Annotated in this window: 14 protein-coding genes; 4 read left to right on the forward strand and 10 right to left on the reverse strand. The window is 68.8% G+C overall.

Annotation, left to right across the window (positions count from 1 at the left end):
* Window positions 1–62: 62 nt before the first annotated feature.
* On the forward strand, window positions 63–1,199 hold the full coding sequence (locus tag ACZ53K_RS13400) for an AI-2E family transporter (protein ID WP_468834985.1): 1,137 nt from the start codon (window positions 63–65) through the stop codon (window positions 1,197–1,199).
* Here the strand turns inward: ACZ53K_RS13400 and ACZ53K_RS13405 are convergent.
* Window positions 1,112–3,340, reverse strand: a complete 2,229-nt coding sequence (locus tag ACZ53K_RS13405) for an ATP-binding SpoIIE family protein phosphatase (protein ID WP_468834988.1) — start codon at window positions 3,338–3,340, stop codon at window positions 1,112–1,114. The genes ACZ53K_RS13400 and ACZ53K_RS13405 overlap by 88 nt on opposite strands.
* A 169-nt stretch (window positions 3,341–3,509) precedes the next feature.
* Here ACZ53K_RS13405 and aspS point away from each other — a divergent pair, with 169 nt between their 5' ends.
* The 3 genes from aspS (at window position 3,510) to ACZ53K_RS13420 (ending at window position 6,594) form a co-directional block, all read left to right on the forward strand.
* On the forward strand, window positions 3,510–5,273 hold the full coding sequence (gene aspS / locus ACZ53K_RS13410) for an aspartate--tRNA ligase (protein WP_468834991.1): 1,764 nt from the start codon (window positions 3,510–3,512) through the stop codon (window positions 5,271–5,273).
* 152 nt (window positions 5,274–5,425) lie between these two features.
* A complete protein-coding gene (locus ACZ53K_RS13415; RefSeq protein ID WP_468835256.1) occupies window positions 5,426–6,013 on the forward strand; it encodes a Uma2 family endonuclease in 588 nt (195 codons plus the stop codon).
* A gap of 26 nt (window positions 6,014–6,039) precedes the next feature.
* On the forward strand, window positions 6,040–6,594 hold the full coding sequence (locus ACZ53K_RS13420; RefSeq protein WP_468834994.1) for a Uma2 family endonuclease: 555 nt from the start codon (window positions 6,040–6,042) through the stop codon (window positions 6,592–6,594).
* Between the two features lie 74 nt (window positions 6,595–6,668).
* Here the strand turns inward: ACZ53K_RS13420 and metG are convergent, their stop codons facing one another.
* The 9 genes from metG to ACZ53K_RS13465 form a co-directional block, all read right to left on the reverse strand.
* A complete protein-coding gene (gene metG, locus ACZ53K_RS13425) occupies window positions 6,669–8,378 on the reverse strand; it encodes a methionine--tRNA ligase (protein WP_468834997.1) in 1,710 nt (569 codons plus the stop codon).
* Between the two features lie 157 nt (window positions 8,379–8,535).
* Complete coding sequence (locus tag ACZ53K_RS13430) at window positions 8,536–9,312, reverse strand: class I SAM-dependent methyltransferase (protein ID WP_468835000.1); 777 nt, start codon at window positions 9,310–9,312, stop codon at window positions 8,536–8,538.
* A 106-nt stretch (window positions 9,313–9,418) separates the two neighbouring features.
* Window positions 9,419–10,564, reverse strand: a complete 1,146-nt coding sequence (locus ACZ53K_RS13435) for an RNA polymerase sigma factor (RefSeq protein ID WP_468835259.1) — start codon at window positions 10,562–10,564, stop codon at window positions 9,419–9,421.
* A gap of 20 nt (window positions 10,565–10,584) precedes the next feature.
* Complete coding sequence (locus tag ACZ53K_RS13440; protein ID WP_468835003.1) at window positions 10,585–10,992, reverse strand: YciI family protein; 408 nt, start codon at window positions 10,990–10,992, stop codon at window positions 10,585–10,587.
* Between the two features lie 130 nt (window positions 10,993–11,122).
* Window positions 11,123–12,712, reverse strand: a complete 1,590-nt coding sequence (locus ACZ53K_RS13445; RefSeq protein ID WP_468835005.1) for an MFS transporter — start codon at window positions 12,710–12,712, stop codon at window positions 11,123–11,125.
* Between the two features lie 107 nt (window positions 12,713–12,819).
* The gene (locus ACZ53K_RS13450; RefSeq protein WP_468835008.1) at window positions 12,820–13,236 is read right to left on the reverse strand and encodes a hypothetical protein; all 417 of its coding nucleotides are present in this window, start codon (window positions 13,234–13,236) and stop codon (window positions 12,820–12,822) included.
* A 12-nt stretch (window positions 13,237–13,248) separates the two neighbouring features.
* The gene (locus ACZ53K_RS13455; protein WP_468835010.1) at window positions 13,249–18,048 is read right to left on the reverse strand and encodes a putative T7SS-secreted protein; all 4,800 of its coding nucleotides are present in this window, start codon (window positions 18,046–18,048) and stop codon (window positions 13,249–13,251) included.
* Window positions 18,048–18,662, reverse strand: coding sequence for a hypothetical protein (locus ACZ53K_RS13460; RefSeq protein ID WP_468835012.1), 615 nt, complete (start codon window positions 18,660–18,662; stop codon window positions 18,048–18,050). The genes ACZ53K_RS13455 and ACZ53K_RS13460 overlap by 1 nt, the downstream gene beginning before the upstream one ends.
* A complete protein-coding gene (locus tag ACZ53K_RS13465) occupies window positions 18,659–19,105 on the reverse strand; it encodes an SseB family protein (RefSeq protein ID WP_468835014.1) in 447 nt (148 codons plus the stop codon). Before ACZ53K_RS13465 ends, ACZ53K_RS13460 begins: the two co-directional genes overlap by 4 nt.
* Between the last annotated feature and the right edge of the window lie 95 nt (window positions 19,106–19,200).

The following is a 19,200-nucleotide window of genomic DNA, read 5'->3' on the forward strand; positions in this document are numbered from 1 at the left end:
GGCCGCATCCGCTCGCGGCGGAATGCCGCCGCACACCGGCGGCCCCGTGATCCACTGGCAGGGTGCGAAACGATCTGAGATCCCCGGACCGTCAGCCACTGCTCCCGGCCGCCGCCCGCCGCGCCGCGGCCTGGTGCGGCGTGGGCCTGCTCGTGGCCGCCGTGGCGGCCGTCGGCGTCTGGCTGTGTGTGACCCTGAGCGCCGCCGTCACCCCCGTCCTGCTGGCGCTGCTCGGCAGCGCGCTGCTGGGGCCGGTCTACCGGCGGCTGGTGGCGATGAAACTCAACCGTTCACTGGCCGCCGGGCTGACCTGCGCGCTGCTGATCGTGGTGGTCGGCGGCGCCGGGTACATCGTCGTCAGCGCGCTGATCGACACCGGTGACCAGATCATCGCCTCGCTCAAGGACGCCGCCAAGGAGGTGTCCCGGCACTTCGGCGCCGCGGGCACCTCACTGGACGACATCGTCTCCAACGCCAAACCCCTGATAGGAAAGTTCGGCGGCACCGCGGCCACCGGCGTCCTGGAGGGTGTCGGCGTCGTCGCGGCCTCCCTCGCCGCCTCCGTACTGGCCCTGTTCCTGACGTTCTTCTTCCTGCGCGACTCCGACAAGGCCGTCCGCGCCCTGCACGACTGGGCGCCCGGCGACTCCGGTCCCGGCCTGGAGCAGATGGCCCGCCGCGGCTTCCAGGCCATCGAGGGCTTCATGCGCGGTACGACGCTGATCGCGCTGATCGACGCCATCGGCATCACCGTCGGCCTGCTGATCCTCCAGGTGCCCGGCGCGTTCGGGCTGGGTGCGCTGGTCTTCGTCGGCGCCTACATCCCGTACCTGGGCTCGTTCCTGTCCGGCTCGGTGGCCGTGCTGGTCGCGTTCGCCGACGACCGCGGCCCGGCCATCGCGATCTGGACGCTGGGCATCGTCCTGGTGGTGTTCTTCCTGGAGGGCCACATCCTCCAGCCGATCGTGCAGAGCCGTACGGTCCAGATGCACCCGGCGATCGTGATGCTGGCGATCACCGCGGGTGCCAGCGTCGCCGGGGTCATGGGGATGCTGCTGTCCGTGCCGCTGACCGCGGCGGCGTTCGGCGTGCTCTCGGAGCTGCGCCGGCACTACGCCGCGGGCTCGGGCAGCGAGTCGTCGGAGAAGGCGTCCAGGTCCGGCAGCGACGGCTCCGTACCGTCCACCGCGTCCTCGTAGAGCTCGAACCACGTCGACTTGCCGTCGCCGCGCGGGTCCACGCCCCACGCCCCCGCCAGCAGCTCCATCAGAACCAGGCCGCGCCCCGAGGACGCCAGCTCGCCCGGGGTGCGGCGATGCGGCAGCTCGTCGCTGCTGTCGGCGACGTCGACCCGGATGCGGCGGCGGCCGTGCTCGCCGGTGATCTCCGCGACCAGCAGCGCGTCGCCGTCCGTGTGCATCAGCACGTTGGTGACCATCTCGGAGACCATCAGGACGGCCGAGTCGACCTGGTCCTCGTCGGTCCAGTCGTGCAGCACGTCCCGCACCTGGTTGCGGGCCTCCGCTATCCGCTCGGGCTCGGCCTGCTTGACGGTCAGCACCGTACGGCGGACGGGCCGGTGCGCGTCCGTGCCGCCCGTACCGACCCCGCAGCTGCCGCCCGCGCGGCACAGCAGCAGCATGGCTATGTCGTCCTCGCGGCGGTCCATGAACGGGCCGGTGGTGTGGTACGACGGCGGGCCGTGCACGGCCTGGACGAGGGCGTCGGCGAGCTTCTCCAGGCCCGCCGCGTCCTCCAGCGTCGGCGCGACCACGTCCGTGGCGTTCCCGGCCGGGTCCTCGGCCCCGTACGTCTCGATGACGTCGCGCAGCCGCGCCCAGCCCGACTCCAGGTCGTGCCCGCCGGTCTCGATCAGCCCGTCCGTACAGACCAGCATCGTCTCGCCGGGCTCCAGGACGAGCCGGGTGGTCGGATAGTCGGTGTCCGGGACGATGCCCAGCGGCAGGCCGCCCGCGGTGGGCCGGACCAGTACGGTCCCGTCGGCCATCCGGATGGTCGGGTCGGGGTGCCCGGCCCGCGCGATGTCCAGCAGGCCGGTCGCCGGGTCCACCTCGATGTAGAGGCAGGTGGCGAAGCGCGGGTCCTCGCCGCCGAACTCGGTGTCGTTGATGCCGGACAGGAAGCGGGAGGCGCGGGAGAGCACCGCGTCGGGGTGGTGGCCCTCCGAGGCGTAGGCGCGCAGGGCGATCCGCAGCTGTCCCATCAGGCCCGCGGCCCGTACGTCGTGGCCCTGTACGTCGCCGATGACCAGCGCGATCCGGCCGGACGGCAGTGTGATCATGTCGTACCAGTCGCCGCCGACCTCCAGGCCGCCACCGGTCGGCACGTACCTGGCCGCCACCGTCATGCCGGGGATGTCCGGCTGCACGGTCGGCATCATGCTGCGCTGCAGGCCGTCGGTCAGCTCGCGCCGCGACTCCTGGTCACCGGCCCGGGCCAGCGCCTGGGCGAGCATCCGGGCGACGGTGGTGAGCACCGAGCGCTCGTCGGGGGTGAAGGAGACGGGGGTGCCGAAGCCGGCCATCCAGGCGCCGATCGTGCGGCCCGCGCTCACCAGCGGCAGGAAGGCCCAGGACGTGCGGTTGAAGGGCTCGGCCAGCGGCCAGGTGGCGGGGTAGCGGCGGCGGTAGTCCTCGGGGGTGGGCAGGTAGACGGCGCGGCCGGTCCGTACCACCTCGGCGGCCGGGTACTCGGTGTCCAGCGGCATGTCGACGAAGGGCGCGATGTCGCCCTGCTTGTGCCCGTGGTGGCCGATGACGGAGATCCGGTCGGCCTCGATGCCGAAGACCGCCAGGCCGTCCGGGCTGAAGCCGGGCATCGACAGGCCGGCGGCGACGCGCAGCACCTCGGCGGTGGAGTGCGCCTCGGCGAGCGCGCGGCCGGCGTCCAGCAGGAACGCCTCGCGGGAGCGGCGCCAGTCGCCGGAGGGCGGGGCGTGCGGGGAGGCGGTGCCGGGCTGGTCTTCGGGGATCTCCTGGAGGGTGCCGACCAGCTCGAAGTCGGTGTGGTCGGTCTCGCTGCGCAGGAAGGCCCGGGAGCGGCTGCGTACGGTGCGCAGCACCCGGCCCTCGTGGTCCATCACGCGCAGCCGGACCTCGGCGATGGTGCTTTCGGTGACGGCGAGGTTCACGATGCCGGTGATCTCGGCGAAGTCGGCCGGGTGGAGGCGGGAGCGCACCGCGGCCTCGGACAGCTCGGCGGGCTCCGCGGGCAGCCCGAGCAGCCGGGCGGTCTCGGCGTCGAGGGTCACCTGGTCCGAGACGTTGTCCCAGCGCCACAGGCCGGTCGCGGTGGCGGCCAGGAGGTCCTTGGTGCGCATTGCATCACTTTATGTGGGTTTGAGGGGACCCGACCAGCGCGGCGGGCACGAGGCACGCCCATCATCCCATGCCGATTCTGACGCGTATATGACAACGAAGGGCGATGGGGTGACCGGTAACCTGGAGCGGAAACTGTCACATCTCAACTTGCGACGACTTGGATGAGCGATGCATCGGTACCGGTCCCATAACTGTGGCGAGCTCCGAGCCGCGGACGTCGACACCGACGTCCGCCTCAGCGGCTGGCTGCACAACCGACGTGACCTGGGCGGCATCCTCTTCATCGATCTGCGCGACCACTACGGTCTGGTCCAGCTCGTCGCCCGCCCCGGCACCCCCGCCAACGAGGCGCTCGGCTCGCTGACCAAGGAGTCCGTCGTCCGTATCGACGGCAAGGTCAGCGCGCGCGGCGCGGACAACGTCAACCCCGACCTGCCCACCGGCGAGATCGAGGTCGAGGTCACGGCCGTCGAGGTGCTGGGCGCCGCCGAGCAGATCCCCTTCACGATCAACGCCGAGGACGGCGTCAACGAGGAGAAGCGCCTCGAATACCGCTTCCTCGACCTCCGCCGCGAGCGGATGCACCGCAACCTGATGCTGCGCACCGCCGTCATCTCCGCCATCCGGCACAAGATGACCGCGCTCGGCTTCAACGAGATGGCGACGCCGATCCTGTCCGCGACCTCCCCCGAGGGCGCCCGCGACTTCCTCGTCCCGTCCCGCCTGCACGCCGGCAAGTTCTACGCGCTGCCGCAGGCCCCGCAGCAGTTCAAGCAGCTGCTGATGATCGCGGGCTTCGACCGCTACTTCCAGATCGCCCCCTGCTTCCGCGACGAGGACGCCCGCGCCGACCGCTCGCCGGGCGAGTTCTACCAGCTCGACGTCGAGATGAGCTTCGTCGAGCAGGAGGACGTCTTCGGCCCGATCGAGCAGCTGATGACCGAGCTGTTCACCGAGTTCGGCGGCGGCCGCACGGTCACCTCGCCGTTCCCGCGCATCCCCTTCCGCGAGGCGATGCTCAAGTACGGCTCCGACAAGCCGGACCTCCGCGCCGAGCTGGAGCTCGTCGACGTCTCCTCGGTCTTCGCCGGCTCCGGCTTCAAGGCCTTCGCCGACAAGCACGTCCGCGCCCTGGCCGTGCCGGACACCGCCGACCAGCCGCGGAAGTTCTTCGACCAGATGGGTGACTTCGCCGTCCAGCAGGGCGCGAAGGGCCTGGCGTGGGTCCGCGTCGGCGAAGAGGACACCCTCACCGGCCCGATCGCCAAGTTCCTCACCGAGGACGACGTGAAGGCCCTGGTCGAGGCCCTGGACCTGAAGCCCGGCTCCGCCGTCTTCTTCGGCGCCGGCGAGTTCGACGAGGTCTCCAAGATCATGGGCGCGGTCCGCGTCGAGGCGGCCAAGCGCACCGGCCACTTCGTCGACGGCGAGTTCCGCTTCTGCTGGATCGTCGACTTCCCGATGTTCGAGAAGGACGAGGACACCGGCAAGATCGAGTTCTCCCACAACCCGTTCTCCATGCCCCAGGGCGGCCTGGAGGCACTGGAGACCAAGGACCCGCTGGACATCCTCGCCTGGCAGTACGACATCGTCTGCAATGGCGTCGAGCTGTCCTCCGGCGCCATCCGCAACCACGAGCCGGACGTCATGTACAAGGCGTTCGCCATCGCCGGTTACGACAAGGACACCGTCGAGGCCGAGTTCGGCGGCATGCTCCGCGCCTTCAAGTTCGGCGCCCCGCCGCACGGCGGCATCGCCCCCGGCGTCGACCGCATCGTCATGCTCCTCGCCGACGAGCCCAACATCCGCGAGACCATCGCCTTCCCGCTCAACGGCAACGCCCAGGACCTGCTCATGGGCGCGCCGAGCGAGGTCGAGGAGTCGCGGCTGAAGGAACTGCACCTGTCGATCCGGAAGCCGCAGGTCAAGTAGTTCGTTCGTACGTGCGAAGGGCCCGCGATCAGATGATCGCGGGCCCTTTCGCGTGCCACGCTGCGGGCATGACGCAGCTCGCGGAGAATCCGGTCGTGGTGTACAGGGAAGACGTACGGTGGAAGGCACCACCGACCCCGGAGGAGACCGACGTGGGCGTCGTCGAAGAGCACGCGAGTGTCCTGAGCCAGGAGCAGTTCGAGGAGCTGGCTCGCCTCGCTGTGCGTGTGGAAGAGGCGCTGCGTCTGGAATTCATCAACGGGAAGATCGGGGAAAAGGCGTTGCCGGACGGCGATCACGGGCGGATCATCCAGTGGCTGACACGCTTGTGTATTCAGGCCAACGCCGATTGGTGGTTGCATGGGGACCAGGGCCTGCGAGTTGAGACGTACCGTAACGGCAATGCCCGCCCCGACGTCTGCCTCGCGCCGAGCGACAACTTCGTCGGCCAGGGCGAGTGGGCGGATGCCGACGGAGTGCTCATGGCCGTCGAGGTCACGTCCCGCGACCACGACACCAATCGCCGGGACCGCGTGGAGAAGCCGAAGGCATACGCCGAGACCGGCATCCCGGTGTACCTGCTGATCGACCGGGACACCTGCGAGGTCAAGGTGCACTCGCAGCCCGATGGCGGCCGCTACGAGATGCTCTTGACGGTGCCGTTCGGGAAGACGGTCACCCTGCCGGACCCGGTGGGCATCGACCTGGACACCGAGCCGCTGAAGGACTGGGTGCGCTGAGGCGGCGTATCGGCGAGGGGCCCGTAGTGGACACCAACGCACTCAGCAAGATGTGGCAGGAACTGGACGTGCCTGATGGCCTGCACGTCGAGCTGCTCGACGGTGAACTGGTCGTGCAAGCCAACCCGGGTCACTTCCATGACCTCCCCGGACGTACCTTCGTGCGCCACACTCCGGAGCCGTTCGAAGCGTGGAGCGAGCGCGGCGTACTGGTGGCCGACGATTACCGACCCCGTGCAGACACCGTCATCATCCGCTCTGGGGACCGGCCGGCTCCCGACTCCGCAGAGGCGGACTGGCCGCCGCAAATCGTTCTCGCCGTCGTAGAGACGGTCTCCACGACCCGTACGGCCATCAAGCGCGACTGGGAGGACAAGCGCGAGCGCTACGCCGAGGCCGGCATTCCCGTCTACCTGATCGTGGACCCCAACGACGCCACCTGGCACCTGCTCCAGCTCGACGGCCGTCACTACGTCGAGACCGCCAAGGGCATCTTCGGCCAGGACATCCCCATGCCGGAACCCATGGGGTTCACGGTGCGGACGGCGGGCTGGCATCCGTACGGCGGTAAGCCCGCCTAGGGCGGTCGTACGACGGCCGAGGGGCTCGGAACCGTTCGCCGGTTCCGGGCCCCTCTCCGTGCGTCGTCGCGTGCCTACTCCGCCGCCCCGAACCGCTCCCGGTACGCCGCCAGGTCATCCTCCGTGATCTTCGCGAAGAGCACCGGCGGCACGGTGAACGCCGTACCCGCCGGGACCGAGGCCAGCGCGCGGGCCTCCTCCGCCGTCACCCAGGCCGCCGTGTCGTCGTCCAGCGCGAACGCGCCGCGCATCGCCTTCGCCGCCGCCGGGATGAAGGGCTCCGAGACGATCGCGTACAGGTGGATCAGGTTCATCGCCGTACGCAGCGTCAGCGCCGCCGCTTCCTGGTCGGTCTTGATCTCCAGCCAGGGGGCCTTCTCCTCCAGGTAGGAGTTGCCCGCGCTCCACAGGGCCCGCAGGGACGCCGCCGCCTTGCGGAACTGGAGGGCCTCCATGTGGCCCTCGTACTCCGCCAGCAGTTCGGCGATCTGCTCGCCCAGCTTCGCCTCGGCCTCACCGGCCGCCGCGCCCGCCGGCACGTCGTCGCCGAAGCGCTTGCGGGAGAAGGACAGCACCCGGTTGACGAAGTTGCCCAGCGTGTCCGCCAGGTCCTTGTTGACCGAGGAGGAGAACAGCTCCCAGGTGAAGGACGTGTCGTCGGACTCCGGCGCATTGGCGATCAGGAAGTAGCGCCAGTAGTCCGCGGGCAGCAGCTCCAGCGCCGCGTCGGTGAAGATGCCGCGCTTCTGCGAGGTGGAGAACTTGCCGCCGTAGTACGTCAGCCAGTTGAACGCCTTGAGGAAGTCGACCTTCTTCCACGGCTCGCGGGTGCCCAGCTCGGTGGCCGGGAACATCACCGAGTGGAACGGGACGTTGTCCTTGGCCATGAACTCCGTGTAGCGCACGTCGTCGGCCTCGTACCACCACGACTTCCAGTCGCGGTTCGCCGGGTCGGCGTCCGCCCACTCCTTCGTCGAGGCGATGTACTCGATCGGCGCGTCGAACCAGACGTAGAAGACCTTGCCCTCGGCGGCCAGCTCCGGCCACACGTCGGCCGGCACCGGCACGCCCCAGTCCAGGTCACGCGTGATCGCCCGGTCGTGCAGGCCCTCGGTCAGCCATTTGCGGGCGATGGACGACGCCAGCGTCGGCCACTCCTCGCTGCTGTCGTCGATCCACTGCTCGACCTCTCCCTGGAGCTTGGACTGGAGCAGGAAGAGGTGCTTGGTCTCGCGCACCTCCAGGTCACTGCTGCCGCTGATCGCCGAGCGCGCGTCGATCAGGTCGGTCGGGTCCAGGACGCGGGTGCAGTTCTCGCACTGGTCGCCGCGGGCCTTGTCGTAACCGCAGTGCGGGCACGTACCGACGATGTAGCGGTCCGGCAGGAAGCGCTCGTCGGCGATCGAGTAGACCTGCCGGATGGCGCGCTCCTCGATGAAGCCGTTCTCGTGCAGCTTGCGCGCGAAGTGCTGGGTCAGCTCCACGTTCTGCTGCGAGGAGCTGCGCCCGAAGTGGTCGAACCGCAGGTGGAAGCCGTCGTAGATCGCCTTCTGCGCGTCGTGCTGCTCGGCGCAGTACGCGGCGACGGACTGCCCGGCGGCCTTGGCCGCCAGCTCGGCGGGCGTGCCGTGCTCGTCCGTCGCACAGATGTAGAGCACCTCGTGACCGCGCTGGCGCATATACCGCCCGTACACGTCGGCCGGGAGCATGGACCCCACCATGTTGCCCAGGTGCTTGATCCCGTTGATGTACGGAAGGGCGCTGGTGATGAGGTGTCGAGCCATTGCCGGCTGCTCCCAAGTCGCTACGGTGAGTGAGGTTTTGTTCTACGGAACGTCAATATCGTACTGGACGGGTACGGGGCGGCCGCGCCCGGTTTTCCGCGTACCGTACGGCCCTTGATCGTCTGTGGAGCGTCACCTGATCGCCTCTTGTACGCGATCAGGGCCGCCGGGCCACCACGAGCCCCCAGCCTGGGCTGCCGTCGGCGCGACGGGCGGCCCCGCGTACCGGTACGAGCTCCACGGTGAACCCGGCCGCGCGCAGATCGGCCCGTATGTCGCGCAGCGCGCAGGTCCGGTAATACATGACGAATGGCGGACGCCACAGCGCATTCCGTACGCGCATCACCGCGTCGAAACCGAGCAGCGTCCAGTACAGCGCGGAGCGGGGATGCGGGGGCGCGGCGATCGGGAAGGCGAAGATGCCGCCCGGCCGCAGCGCCCGGTGCACCCCGGCGAAGACGGCCGCGCGCTCGGCGGGCAGGAAGTGGCCGAGGGCACCGAAGGTGACGGCGAGGTCGAAGGCGGCGGTGAAGGGGAGGGCGCGGGCGTCGGCGCGTACGTACTGGGCGGCGGGACCGGCGGGCGGATTTTTTGTGCCCCGCGCCGCCGCGAGCATCCCCGTACTGAAGTCGGCCCCCACGATCTGCTCCCGGCACAGGGACCGCAGCACCCCCATGCCCGCCCCCGTGCCACAGCAGACGTCGAGCCCGGCCTCGAAGGGGGCGGTGGCCGGTGCACCGGCCAGGCCACCGGCCGGTCCGGCCGCTCCCCGGCCGAAGCCCCGCAACGCCTCAGCCGTCGCGTCGAGAATCCGGTCCGGCGTACGGAACGGCGTGTGATCGAACTTCGGGGCCAGCAGGTCGTAGCCGCGCTCCACGGAGGAGAGCGCCTGCACGGTCAGCTCGCGGAGCGTGGGTCCCTCGGGGGTGAACACGGGGCCAGCGTACTGAGGCCTGCTCTCCGGCACGGGCTGTTCCACGTGCGGCCTGTCAGCCATCCCTGCGGTCCACGTGTGGCCTGTCAGCCAAGCCTCCGGCCTGTCAGCCACCCCTGCGGGCGTTGAGCCGGGCGGCCTGGCGCGTCAGGTGATCACGCTCCGCGAGGTTGGACGCCTTCCGGGCGGCCTCCGCGTACAGCCGCGCCGCCGTCGTCGGGTCACCGTCCCGCTCGTGGAGGTACGCCGCCACCGCGGTATGCCGCGGCAGCGACTCGTCCAGCGCCGCGAGCGCCTTCAGCCCGGCCCGCGGACCGTCGGCCTCCCCGACCGCCACCGCGCGGTTGAGCCGTACTACCGGGCTGTCGGTCAGGCGCGCCAGCTCGTCGTACCACTCGACGATCTGCACCCAGTCGGTCTCCTCGGCGGTCCGCGCGTCCGCGTGCAGCGCCGCGACGGCGGCCTGCGCCTGGAACTCGCCCAGCCGGTCGCGGGCGAGCGCCGCCTGCAGAATCTCGACGCCCTCCGCGATCGCCCCGGTGTCCCACCGGCCCCGGTCCTGCTCGGCCAGCGGCACCAGGCCACCGTCGGGCGCGGTACGGGCGGCACGCCGGGCATGGTGGAGCAGCATCAGCGCGAGCAGCCCCGCCACCTCCGGATGGTCGATCACGGCCGCGAGCTGCCGGGTGAGCCGGATGGCCTCGGCGGCGAGGTCGACGTCGCCGGAGTACCCCTCGTTGAACACCAGATACAGGACGCGCAGCACGGTGGCGACGTCGCCGGGCTGATCGAGACGTACGCCGGACACGGCCCGCTTCGCCCGGCTGATCCGCTGCGCCATCGTCGCCTCGGGCACCAGGTACGCGCGGGCGATCTGGCGGGTGGTGAGCCCGCCGACGGCCCGCAGCGTGAGCGCGACCGCGGACGAGGGTGTCAGCGACGGGTGGGCGCACAGGAAGTAGAGCCGCAGCGTGTCGTCCACCGAAGGCACGGGCCCGGGCACCGGCTCGTCGTCCACGAGGTCCTCGCGCCGACGCCGGGCGGCGTCCGCCCGGGTCGCGTCGAGGAACCGGCGCCAGGCCACGGTGATCAGCCACCCCTTGGGATCACGTGGCCGGTCGGCCGGCCAGGCGCGGACCGCCTCCACCAGCGCGTCCTGTACGGCGTCCTCGGCCGCCGCGAAGTCGGCTCCGCGGCGGACGAGGACGCTGAGCACGCCCGGCACCAGTTCCCGGACCAGCCGCTCGTTCATCTCCTCGGGCACGTCCGAGGTCACTCCGTGACGGTGGGCGGCGCGGCCAGGAACGGGCGCACCTCCAGCCACTCGTGAATCGGCTTCCCGCCCGCCCCGGGAGCGGCCGACAGCTCCCCTGCCAGCTCGACGGCGCGCTCGTAACGGTCGACGTCGATGATCATCCAGCCGGCGATCAGATCCTTGGTCTCGGCGAACGGCCCGTCCGTGACCGGCGGACGCCCCTCCCCGTCATACCGGACCCACGCCCCCTCGGCCGCCAGCGCCTGACCGTCCACGAACTCGCCGGTCTTCTCCAGCCGGTCCGCGAAGTCCTGCATGTACTGCATGTGGGCGGAGATCTCCTCCGGCTTCCACTGGTCCATGGGCACGTTGTTCACCGGGGCCGGCGCGCCGCGGTAGTGCTTCAGCAGCAGATACTTGGCCATCGTGGGTCTCCTCCGTACTGGTGCGGCCCATTGTGGTCGCGTTCACTACGGGGACGGAGCCGGTCACCGATTCTCGACACCAACAACCAAGATTCTTTCCCCCACTTCGCAGCAAGCCCGGAAAACCCCCTCACCCAACGCCAGAACCGGAACCTCCGGCCCCACTCCCGGCCCCGGGCCCATCACCGGAACCGGCAGCCCCACTCCCCCCATCCCCATGCTTGGGCGCCCTCCCATTGACCATCACACCCGCGACCACCCCCGCCAGCAGCATGATCCCCGCACCCCATCCGATGGCCACCGTGAAGCCGTGCACCACGCCGTCCTTCACGACCCCGTCCCGTACCGCGGGGGCGAGGTGCCCACCCGCCTCCTTCGCCGCCGTGGCCAGGTGACTCCCGATGTACGTCGCACTCGCCGACGTGGCGATCGTGTTCAGCAGCGCCGTACCGATCGAACCGCCCACCTGCTGCGCCGTATTGACGGTCGCGGACGTCACCCCGGACTCGTGCGGCGCGACACCCGCCGTGGCCGTGGACATCACCGGCATGAAGATCAGGCCCATCCCGAGCCCGACCAGCAGCTCGGACGGCAGGACATGCGACACGTACGCGGGCTCGGCGGTCAACGTCGTCAGCCAGAACAGCCCCGCCGCCGCGAACAACGCGCCCGGCACCATCAGCACCCGCGGCGGCAGATGGTGCAGCAACCGCGCCGATATCTGCGTCGACCCCACAATGATCGCCGCCGTCACCGGCAGGAAAGCCATGCCCGTCTTGACCGGCGAATACCCCAGAACCACCTGCAAGTAGTACGTCATGAACAAGAACATCCCGAACATGGCGATGACCGCCAGCCCCATGGTCAGAAACGCGCCCGCACGATTCCGGTCCCGCACGATGTGCAACGGCAGCAACGGATTCCGTGCCCGGCTCTGCCACCACGCGAAACCCACCAGCAACGCCAGCCCACCCGCCAACAGCCCGAGAACCAGCCCATCGTTCCACCCCCGCGGCTGCGCCTCACTGCACCCGTACACAATGGCAACCAGCCCGCCACACCCGAGAACCACACCGGGCACATCCAGCCGGGCCGTGCCTCCATGCTCCCGCCGGTCATGCAGAAACACCCAGGCCCCGCCGATCGCCACCACCGCGATCGGCACATTCACATACAAACACCACCGCCAGTCCAAATACTCGGTCAGCAGCCCACCAGCAATCAGCCCAATAGCGGACCCGCCACCCGCAATGGCGCCATAAATCCCGAACGCCTTCCCCCGCTCCTTCCCGTCCGTGAACGTCGTCGTCAACAACGACAACGCGGACGGCGCCAGCAACGCCGCGAACACCCCCTGCAACGCCCGCGCCCCGAACAACAACCCCTGCCCGGTAGCCGCCCCACCCAACGCCGAAGCAATCGCGAACCCCACCAGCCCCGTAATGAACGCCCGCTTCCGCCCCACCAGGTCAGATATCCGACCACCCAACAGCAACAACCCACCGAACGCCAACGTGTACGCGGTAATCACCCACTGCCGGTTGGCATCCGACATATGCAGCTCCCGCTGCGCAGACGGCAACGCAATATTCACAATGGTCGCATCCAGCACCACCATGAGCTGCGCGAGCGCGATGACGACGAGGCCCCACCATCGCCGGGGATCGGGCTCCCCGGCCGCCTCGGTCCGCCCCTGCATCCGACTCTGGCTCTGGCTCATGAGGATTCGCCTCCGCCGCTGCACGGTCGGTAGCTACCCGGCGCGCGAGTAGTACCATCACCGACCCAGCTTAGGTGGTTGGTGGTGTCCCCCGCCTGTCGGCGGCCTCACTCGCGAAACGGTTCCTTCGCTGTCCCCCAGTGGAAAGAATACTTAGTAGTTGCCGGGTCGTAATTTGCTCCAATGCCGATATCTGGGAAAGAGAAGTGCTGCCGAAGCCAGCCATCCATGGCCAGCGCGGCGACTTCGGGTCGATAGTCACTCAGGGGGAAGTTGAGCGAGGTGACCTTGATGGTAATTCCGGACTCGTATAGTGAGGCGATATTCTTGGCGTGCAGCGACAAGCCGAAGGCCATCCAGGAGACATCCAGCCAGTAGGAGACGTTTGGTGCTGTCGATAGAAATACCTTGCGGTAGACGCGAATGCCGGGATTTGATTCTCCTGGCGTTTCTAGGTGGGCCGAGATGTCGGCGGCGAGCCCACCCGCCCGTGTTCTTTGTCGGTATTTGAAAGTTTCGATCATGCTGGCCTCTGCTTAATTGATGAAATCTAGTAGGTGGAAAATGGATTTGTTGAAATAGTGCTCGTGTCCCATGCCGGTGCGTCCGCGAATATAGTCGTAGTTATGCGGTTCGCCATCTCCATATAGGCGACTGTGGCGATCCATAAAGGCTTCGGCCTCCGCTTCGCTCATCTTTACCATATCCGCTTTCCGGAAGGAGTTGAAATCCGTTTCTGCGACGCGGAATGTGAGAATTTCTACGTCATGGCCGCGTCCGCGAAGTCGTTCTGCATAGCGTTCCGCTTCTGATTTGGAGCCCCAGGAGTACACGCCCTCTCCGTACTGCCCCCTTGTCTCTTCTGTCGGCCAGGGGGTTCCATCTCCCCGAAGGCGTTGAGCGTTTGCTTCATCTTGTACGGTGTGAAATTCGCGATGGCACGGGGAGAGTCCGAAAGGGTCTGTCTGGCTGTGAGGGTTGCGTGTATAGGTGGCAGGGTTGGGGCTCGGGGAGAGGCCGAGGGGGTCGGTCGACAGGTACCGTGCTGTTTCAGGGTCGTAAAATCGAAAATAATTGTAGTGGAGTCGACTTTCCCGATCGAAATATTGTCCGAGGAGCCGAAGTGGCGTGTACGCCGTGGCGTCTGTGTTCCACGTCGTGGTGCCCCAGAGAGTGGGCCGTGACTGCCACGCGACCTCGCCCGTCTCGGAGACCAGCTCTGTCGGTGTGCCTACCAGGTCCGTAACGATGTTGAAGAAGCGCTCGTCGATGACCTGCTGTGGCGCGGAGGACAGCCCGGACGTAGAAAGCTTGCGTTCGGTTTGGGTGAGTGGGGTCAGGCCCTCGTGGTCCCAGGTGAGGGTTAGGGACTGGGGGGAGCCCGGGGTGGTGGTGGATTGTTCGGTGAGGGTGGGGCCGTCCCAGGTGAAGTGGGTGGATTCGAGGACGGTGGTGCCGTCTGGGGTCAGGCGGTGTTTGGCGGTGCGGCGGCCCAGGGGGTCGTAGGTGTAGTGCCAGGGGGTGCCGTCAGGGGTGATGACAGCGGTGAGGCGGTCTTCCGCGTTCCAGGTGTAGTGCCAGGTGTCCGGCTTGCGGGAGAGGCGGGTTTTCTGGCGGAGGGTTACGCGGCCGAGGGCGTCGTGTTCGTAGCGGATCGAGCCGGCTCGGTTGATGCGGGTGCCGGTGTAGGTGCGGGGGCCTTGGGCGGACGCGCCGGCGTGTTCGGTGGGCCAGGTGGCGTGGGTCTGGTTGCCGGATTCGTCGTAGGCGTAGGTCTCCGACCAGCCGGCGGCGTTGACGGCCGTGACGCGGCCCGCGCGGTCGAGGTCGAAGGTGCGGTGGCCTCGGGCGGAGTCGTCGATTCCGGTGAGGTTGCCGTCCGGGCGGTAGGTGTAGGTGCGGGAGAGGAGAGGGGGGAGGGGAGCTTGGGGTGAGGCGGGTGAGGGGGAAGAAGGGTGGGAAGAGGTGAGGGACTGGGATGCCAGGCGACCCGTGGGGTCCCAGGACTGGGTGAGGGTGAGGGCGTCGGTGAGGTGGCGGGTGGTTTCGCGGCCGGCGGCGTCGTGGTCGAAGGCGAGCGGGTGGCCGGAGGCCGACATGTGGGTGCGGTTGCTGGCGGCGTCGTACGTGTAGGTGGTGGTGGCGCCGGTGGGCGTCGTACGGGAGGTGCGGCGGCCGAGGGCGTCGTAGGTGAGGGAGAGGGTGCGCCCGTTGACGGTTTCGGTGAGGACGCGGCCGAGGGCGTCGCGGGTGTAGGTGATGGTCGCGTCAGGGTTGGTGGTGCGGGAGAGGCGGCCGGCGGTGTCGTAGGTGTAGCTGGTGAGGAGACCGGCGGCGTTCTTTTCGGCGAGGTGGCCGAGGGGGGTGTGGGTGTAGGTGGTGGTCTGGCCGAGTGCGTCGGTGCGGGTCGTCAGTTGGCCGGACGTGTCGTGGGTGTAGGCGAGGACGCGGTCGTCGAAGTCGGTCTCGGAGACCAGGCGGCCGACTGCGTCGTAGGCGTAGTTCCAGGTCAGGCCTTGGGGGTTGGTGACCTGGGTGAGGCGCAGTTCGGTGTCGTGGGTGAAGGTGTGGCGGGTGCCGTCCGGGTCGGTGCGGGCGGCGAGCAGGTCGAAGTGGGTGTATTCGAAGCGGGTGACCTGGCCGACGGCGTCGGTGTGGGTGGTGCGGTTGCCTTCGCCGTCGTACGTCCAGTGTTCGGCGGCGCCGGTGGGGTCGATGCGGGTGGCGAGTTGGCCTTCGACGGTCCAGATGAGGTGGGTGGTCTCGCCGAGGGGGTCCGTGACGGAGGTGGTGCGGCCGAAGGCGTCCCGGCGGTAGTGGGTGCGGGCGCCGAGCGGGTCGGTGGTGGCGAGGGGCAGACCTGCTTCGTTGCAGTAGAGGCGGGTGGTGTTGCCGAGGGCGTCGGTGACGGAGGAGAGATGGCCCCGGGTGTCGTACGCGTAGTGCGTGGTCGCGCCTGTGGGGTCCGTGGAGGAGGTGCGGTTGCCGCCGAGGTCGTAGGTGTGGGACCAGGTGGTGCCGTCCGGTCCGGTGGTGGTCAGCGGCAGGCCGCGGTCGTTGTAGGTGGAGGTGGTACGGCTGCCGTCGGGGAGGGTGATCTCCGTGGGGCGGCCTTCGTCGTCGTACGAGAAGCGGGTCGTGCGGCCGAGCGGGTCGGTCACGGACAGCACGCGGTGTTTCGCGTCGCGGACCGTGCGGGTGGTGGCACCCGTGGGGTCGGTGGTGGCGACGATCTGGTGGCGGTCGTTGACCAGGTGGCGGGTCACCTGGTCGTGGGAGTTGTGGTGGAGGTTGGTGCGCAGGCCGGTCTCGGGGTCGGGGTCGCCCCAGGTGAAGTGGGCGCGCAGGTGGCCTTCGGTGCCGCTCTGCCAGATGCAGCGGTGCCGGTCGTCGTAGGCGTAGCTGTACGAGCTGTTGTTGGTGTCCGTCCACGACGTGATGCGGTCGGCGGTGTCGTAGGTGAAGCGCAGGGGCCGGCCGGAGGAGTTGGTGACGGTGGTGAGGTTGCCGGATTCGTCGTAGCCGTAACGCCGGATGAGCTGGTCGCCTCCGCCGGGGGCCGCTCCGGCCAGGTAGAGGGCGGTGATGCGGCCGGCCTCGGTGGTGAGCAGCAGGCGGTAGCCGGCGCTGTGGGTGATGGCGGTCGGAGTGCCGGACTCGTCGTAGTCGAAGGTGTGGCGGTTGCCGCGGCGGTCGGATATCTCGTCGAGGACGGCGGTGTCGTCGGTGTACGTGGTGAAGTACCAGCGGGTGCCGCCGACCGGGTCGGCGAGGAAGTAATCGCCGTCCGGCGTGCGTTCGAGTGGGTGGCCCTCACCTTCTACGGGCAGCGTGGGGACGCCGACGGCCGGGTGGGGGTAGGCGAGGAGGTTGCCTTCCTCGCCGACGAGGATGACGCCCTCGGCGTCGATCTCCAGGCGCTGGTCGACGGTGCTCATCCAGGTGGGGCCGAACCAGCGGCCCGTCCGGTAGGACGATTCGAAGGTGCGGCTGAAGGTGAGCGGCAAGCTGCCGGGCAGGGTGATGTCGGTCTGCGGCAGGATCATCCGGCCGGTGGCCATGTCGATCGGGTCGCTGCCGAAGGTCTTGCACCAGGCACGGCGGGCGCGGTCGCGCAGGGTGGTCTTGCCGGCGTCCTTGACCGCGGAGCGCGCGGTGTCCTTGGCGAGACCCTTCGCGCCGGCCTTGGCGGCTCCCTTGGCCAGGCCGCCCGCCCCCTTGCCGCCGACGAGGTTGGCGATCAAGGACCCTGTCGCGTCCGCCGGGTCGCTGCCCCAGCCCGTACCCAGCAGGGCCTTGGGCAGCCGCTCGGGGTGGGCCACCGTGGTGGTGAGGCCCATGAGCGTGGTGGAGACGTTGGACATGTACTGGAAGGGGTGGGTGACGTTGTAGATGTCCAGCGGGTTGACCGTACGGACCAGTTTCACCGTTTCGGACGCGGTCCTGAGCGCACCCCCTGCCAGGTGCATGAGCTGGATGCCGCCGGACACCACCCCGTCCGACACGTCGGCGACCATCTGCTCGGTGAACTTGGGCTCCCGTGGCGCATGGGCCAGCGCCTGGCTGATGGCGTGCTGGGCGCGTTCCGCGGCCTCATCGCGCTGGTGCCGGGCGTTCTTGAGCAGTTCCTGGGCGGCCTTGCGCCCTTCCGCACCGGGGTCGGTGAAGGCACCCGGCTTCTGTGGCTTCTGCCCCGGGTCGGCGTTCTTCTCCAGGGCGGCGTTGTACGCGTCCGCCTTGGCGTTGTACGAGTCGACCTGCGCCTGGTAGCTGTCCACGGCCTTCTTGGTCGCGTCCTGGGCGGCCTTGTACTTGTCGATCGCCGTCCGGGCCTTGCCCTGGGCCCAGGTGACCGTCTCTCCGTACGCGTGCAGTGCCTTGCCCGCAGCTTCGCAGGCGTCCGCCGCCTGCATCCACGCCTTCGGGTGGGCGTCGAACTCCTCGTGGAAGCTGTCCGCCGCCTTGCCTTCCCAGCCGCCCGAGTCCAGCTTCCGCAGGCCTTGCCCGACCCGCTCGAAGGCGGCGAAGAAGTCCTTCAGGTGCGCGGCGGACTCGTTGATCGCGGAGGCGTCGCCGTGCACCAGGTCCTTGGGATCGTCGGACTCGCCCAGGTTCCGCTCGTCGACGTGGGCGCCGAGGTTGTCGGCAACGTCCTCGCCCGCGGAGCGGACCTTGTCGGCCACCCCTTCCGCGCCGACCGAGTCCAGGGCGTCGGCGGTCTTGTCGGTGACGAACTCGACCCCCTCGCCCAGCTTCTCCTTGGCCCCGTCGACGATGTCGCCGGCCTTGTCGGCCACCGAGTCGACGACGTTTCCCAGTCCGTCGAAAAGGCCCATCAGCCCTTATCCCCGTCCTGCGCGTTCTCGGGCTCGGCCTGGCCGATGCCCAGGCCCTTCATGGCCAGGTTGTGGTTGGCGTCGCCCGCCCACTTGGACGTGGTCCAGTCCTGCTTCGTCTGCTCCCACGACGTACTCACCCGCTCGGCCGACTCCCTCGTGGCACGCGAGTTGATGTCGAAATCGGCGTCCCTGACCTGGGTGATCGGGTTGTCGTCGCGGATCTGTTCCCAGGACTTCTTCTTGATGTCCTCCGAGGACAGCGCCGGGTTGCCTATGGCCGCGTTCGTCGTGATCTTCAGCTGGTCGGAAACGTACCGTTCCTGTTCGTGGTAAATACCGGCCGACAGGTCGAGGCGGCGGGCGAAGGAATTGGCTTCGTGCACCAGGGCGCGCACTCCCCAGGTCCAGCGTTCGCAGAACGACTCGAAAGTCGAGGCCAGTTCGGCATGTCCGGCTTCCATTCCGGTCAACTGGATCTTCTCGAAGCCGTGGCCGAGCTGCGCCTGGCTGTCGAATCCCAGCTCTTTGAGTTCCGAGATGGTGTCGTTGATGCCTTTGCTGACCTGCTGGAGGGCCTGCTGGTCGAGCTTGTAACCGCCCCCTGCGCTCATATCCGCTCACCGCCCTGACCGGGCGTGGGTGTGGCCGTGGTACCGGACGGCGACACCTGTTGTTCGTCATCGGTGCGTACGGCTACGGAGTCCGGCACGATTCCGGGGGCGGGCGGAAACAGCATCCCCTGCTCGCTACCGGCGTCCAGGGCGACACCGGCCGGCCCTTCAATGGCGGGTATGACGACGTCGAGCAGACGGGCGCCGAGTGCGGAGACGTACTGCCAGCGGGTCTCCGGTGCGCTTCCCCTGGCAAGGGCGAAGCGGTTGAGCGCGTCCTCGTCCGTGAATGCGTAGAGCCAGCGTATTCCGCCCCATTCGGCGGACATGAGCCCGTCGTCGGATACGGGCACCAAGATGCTCGTACGGCGGAATTCTCCGATCGTGGCTGCCGGGTCGCCTTCGTGCGCGTACATGTCGGCGATTTCTTCTGTCAATGGCATAGCGGTCCCCCCACCCCCGTGTGGTCAACGCGCTAACACTCTTACACATGGCACTGACAGTGGCGCCGAGGTCTGTGGGAACCGGCCGGGCTGCT

It is taken from the genome of Streptomyces sp. NPDC033221 (assembly GCF_055577005.1).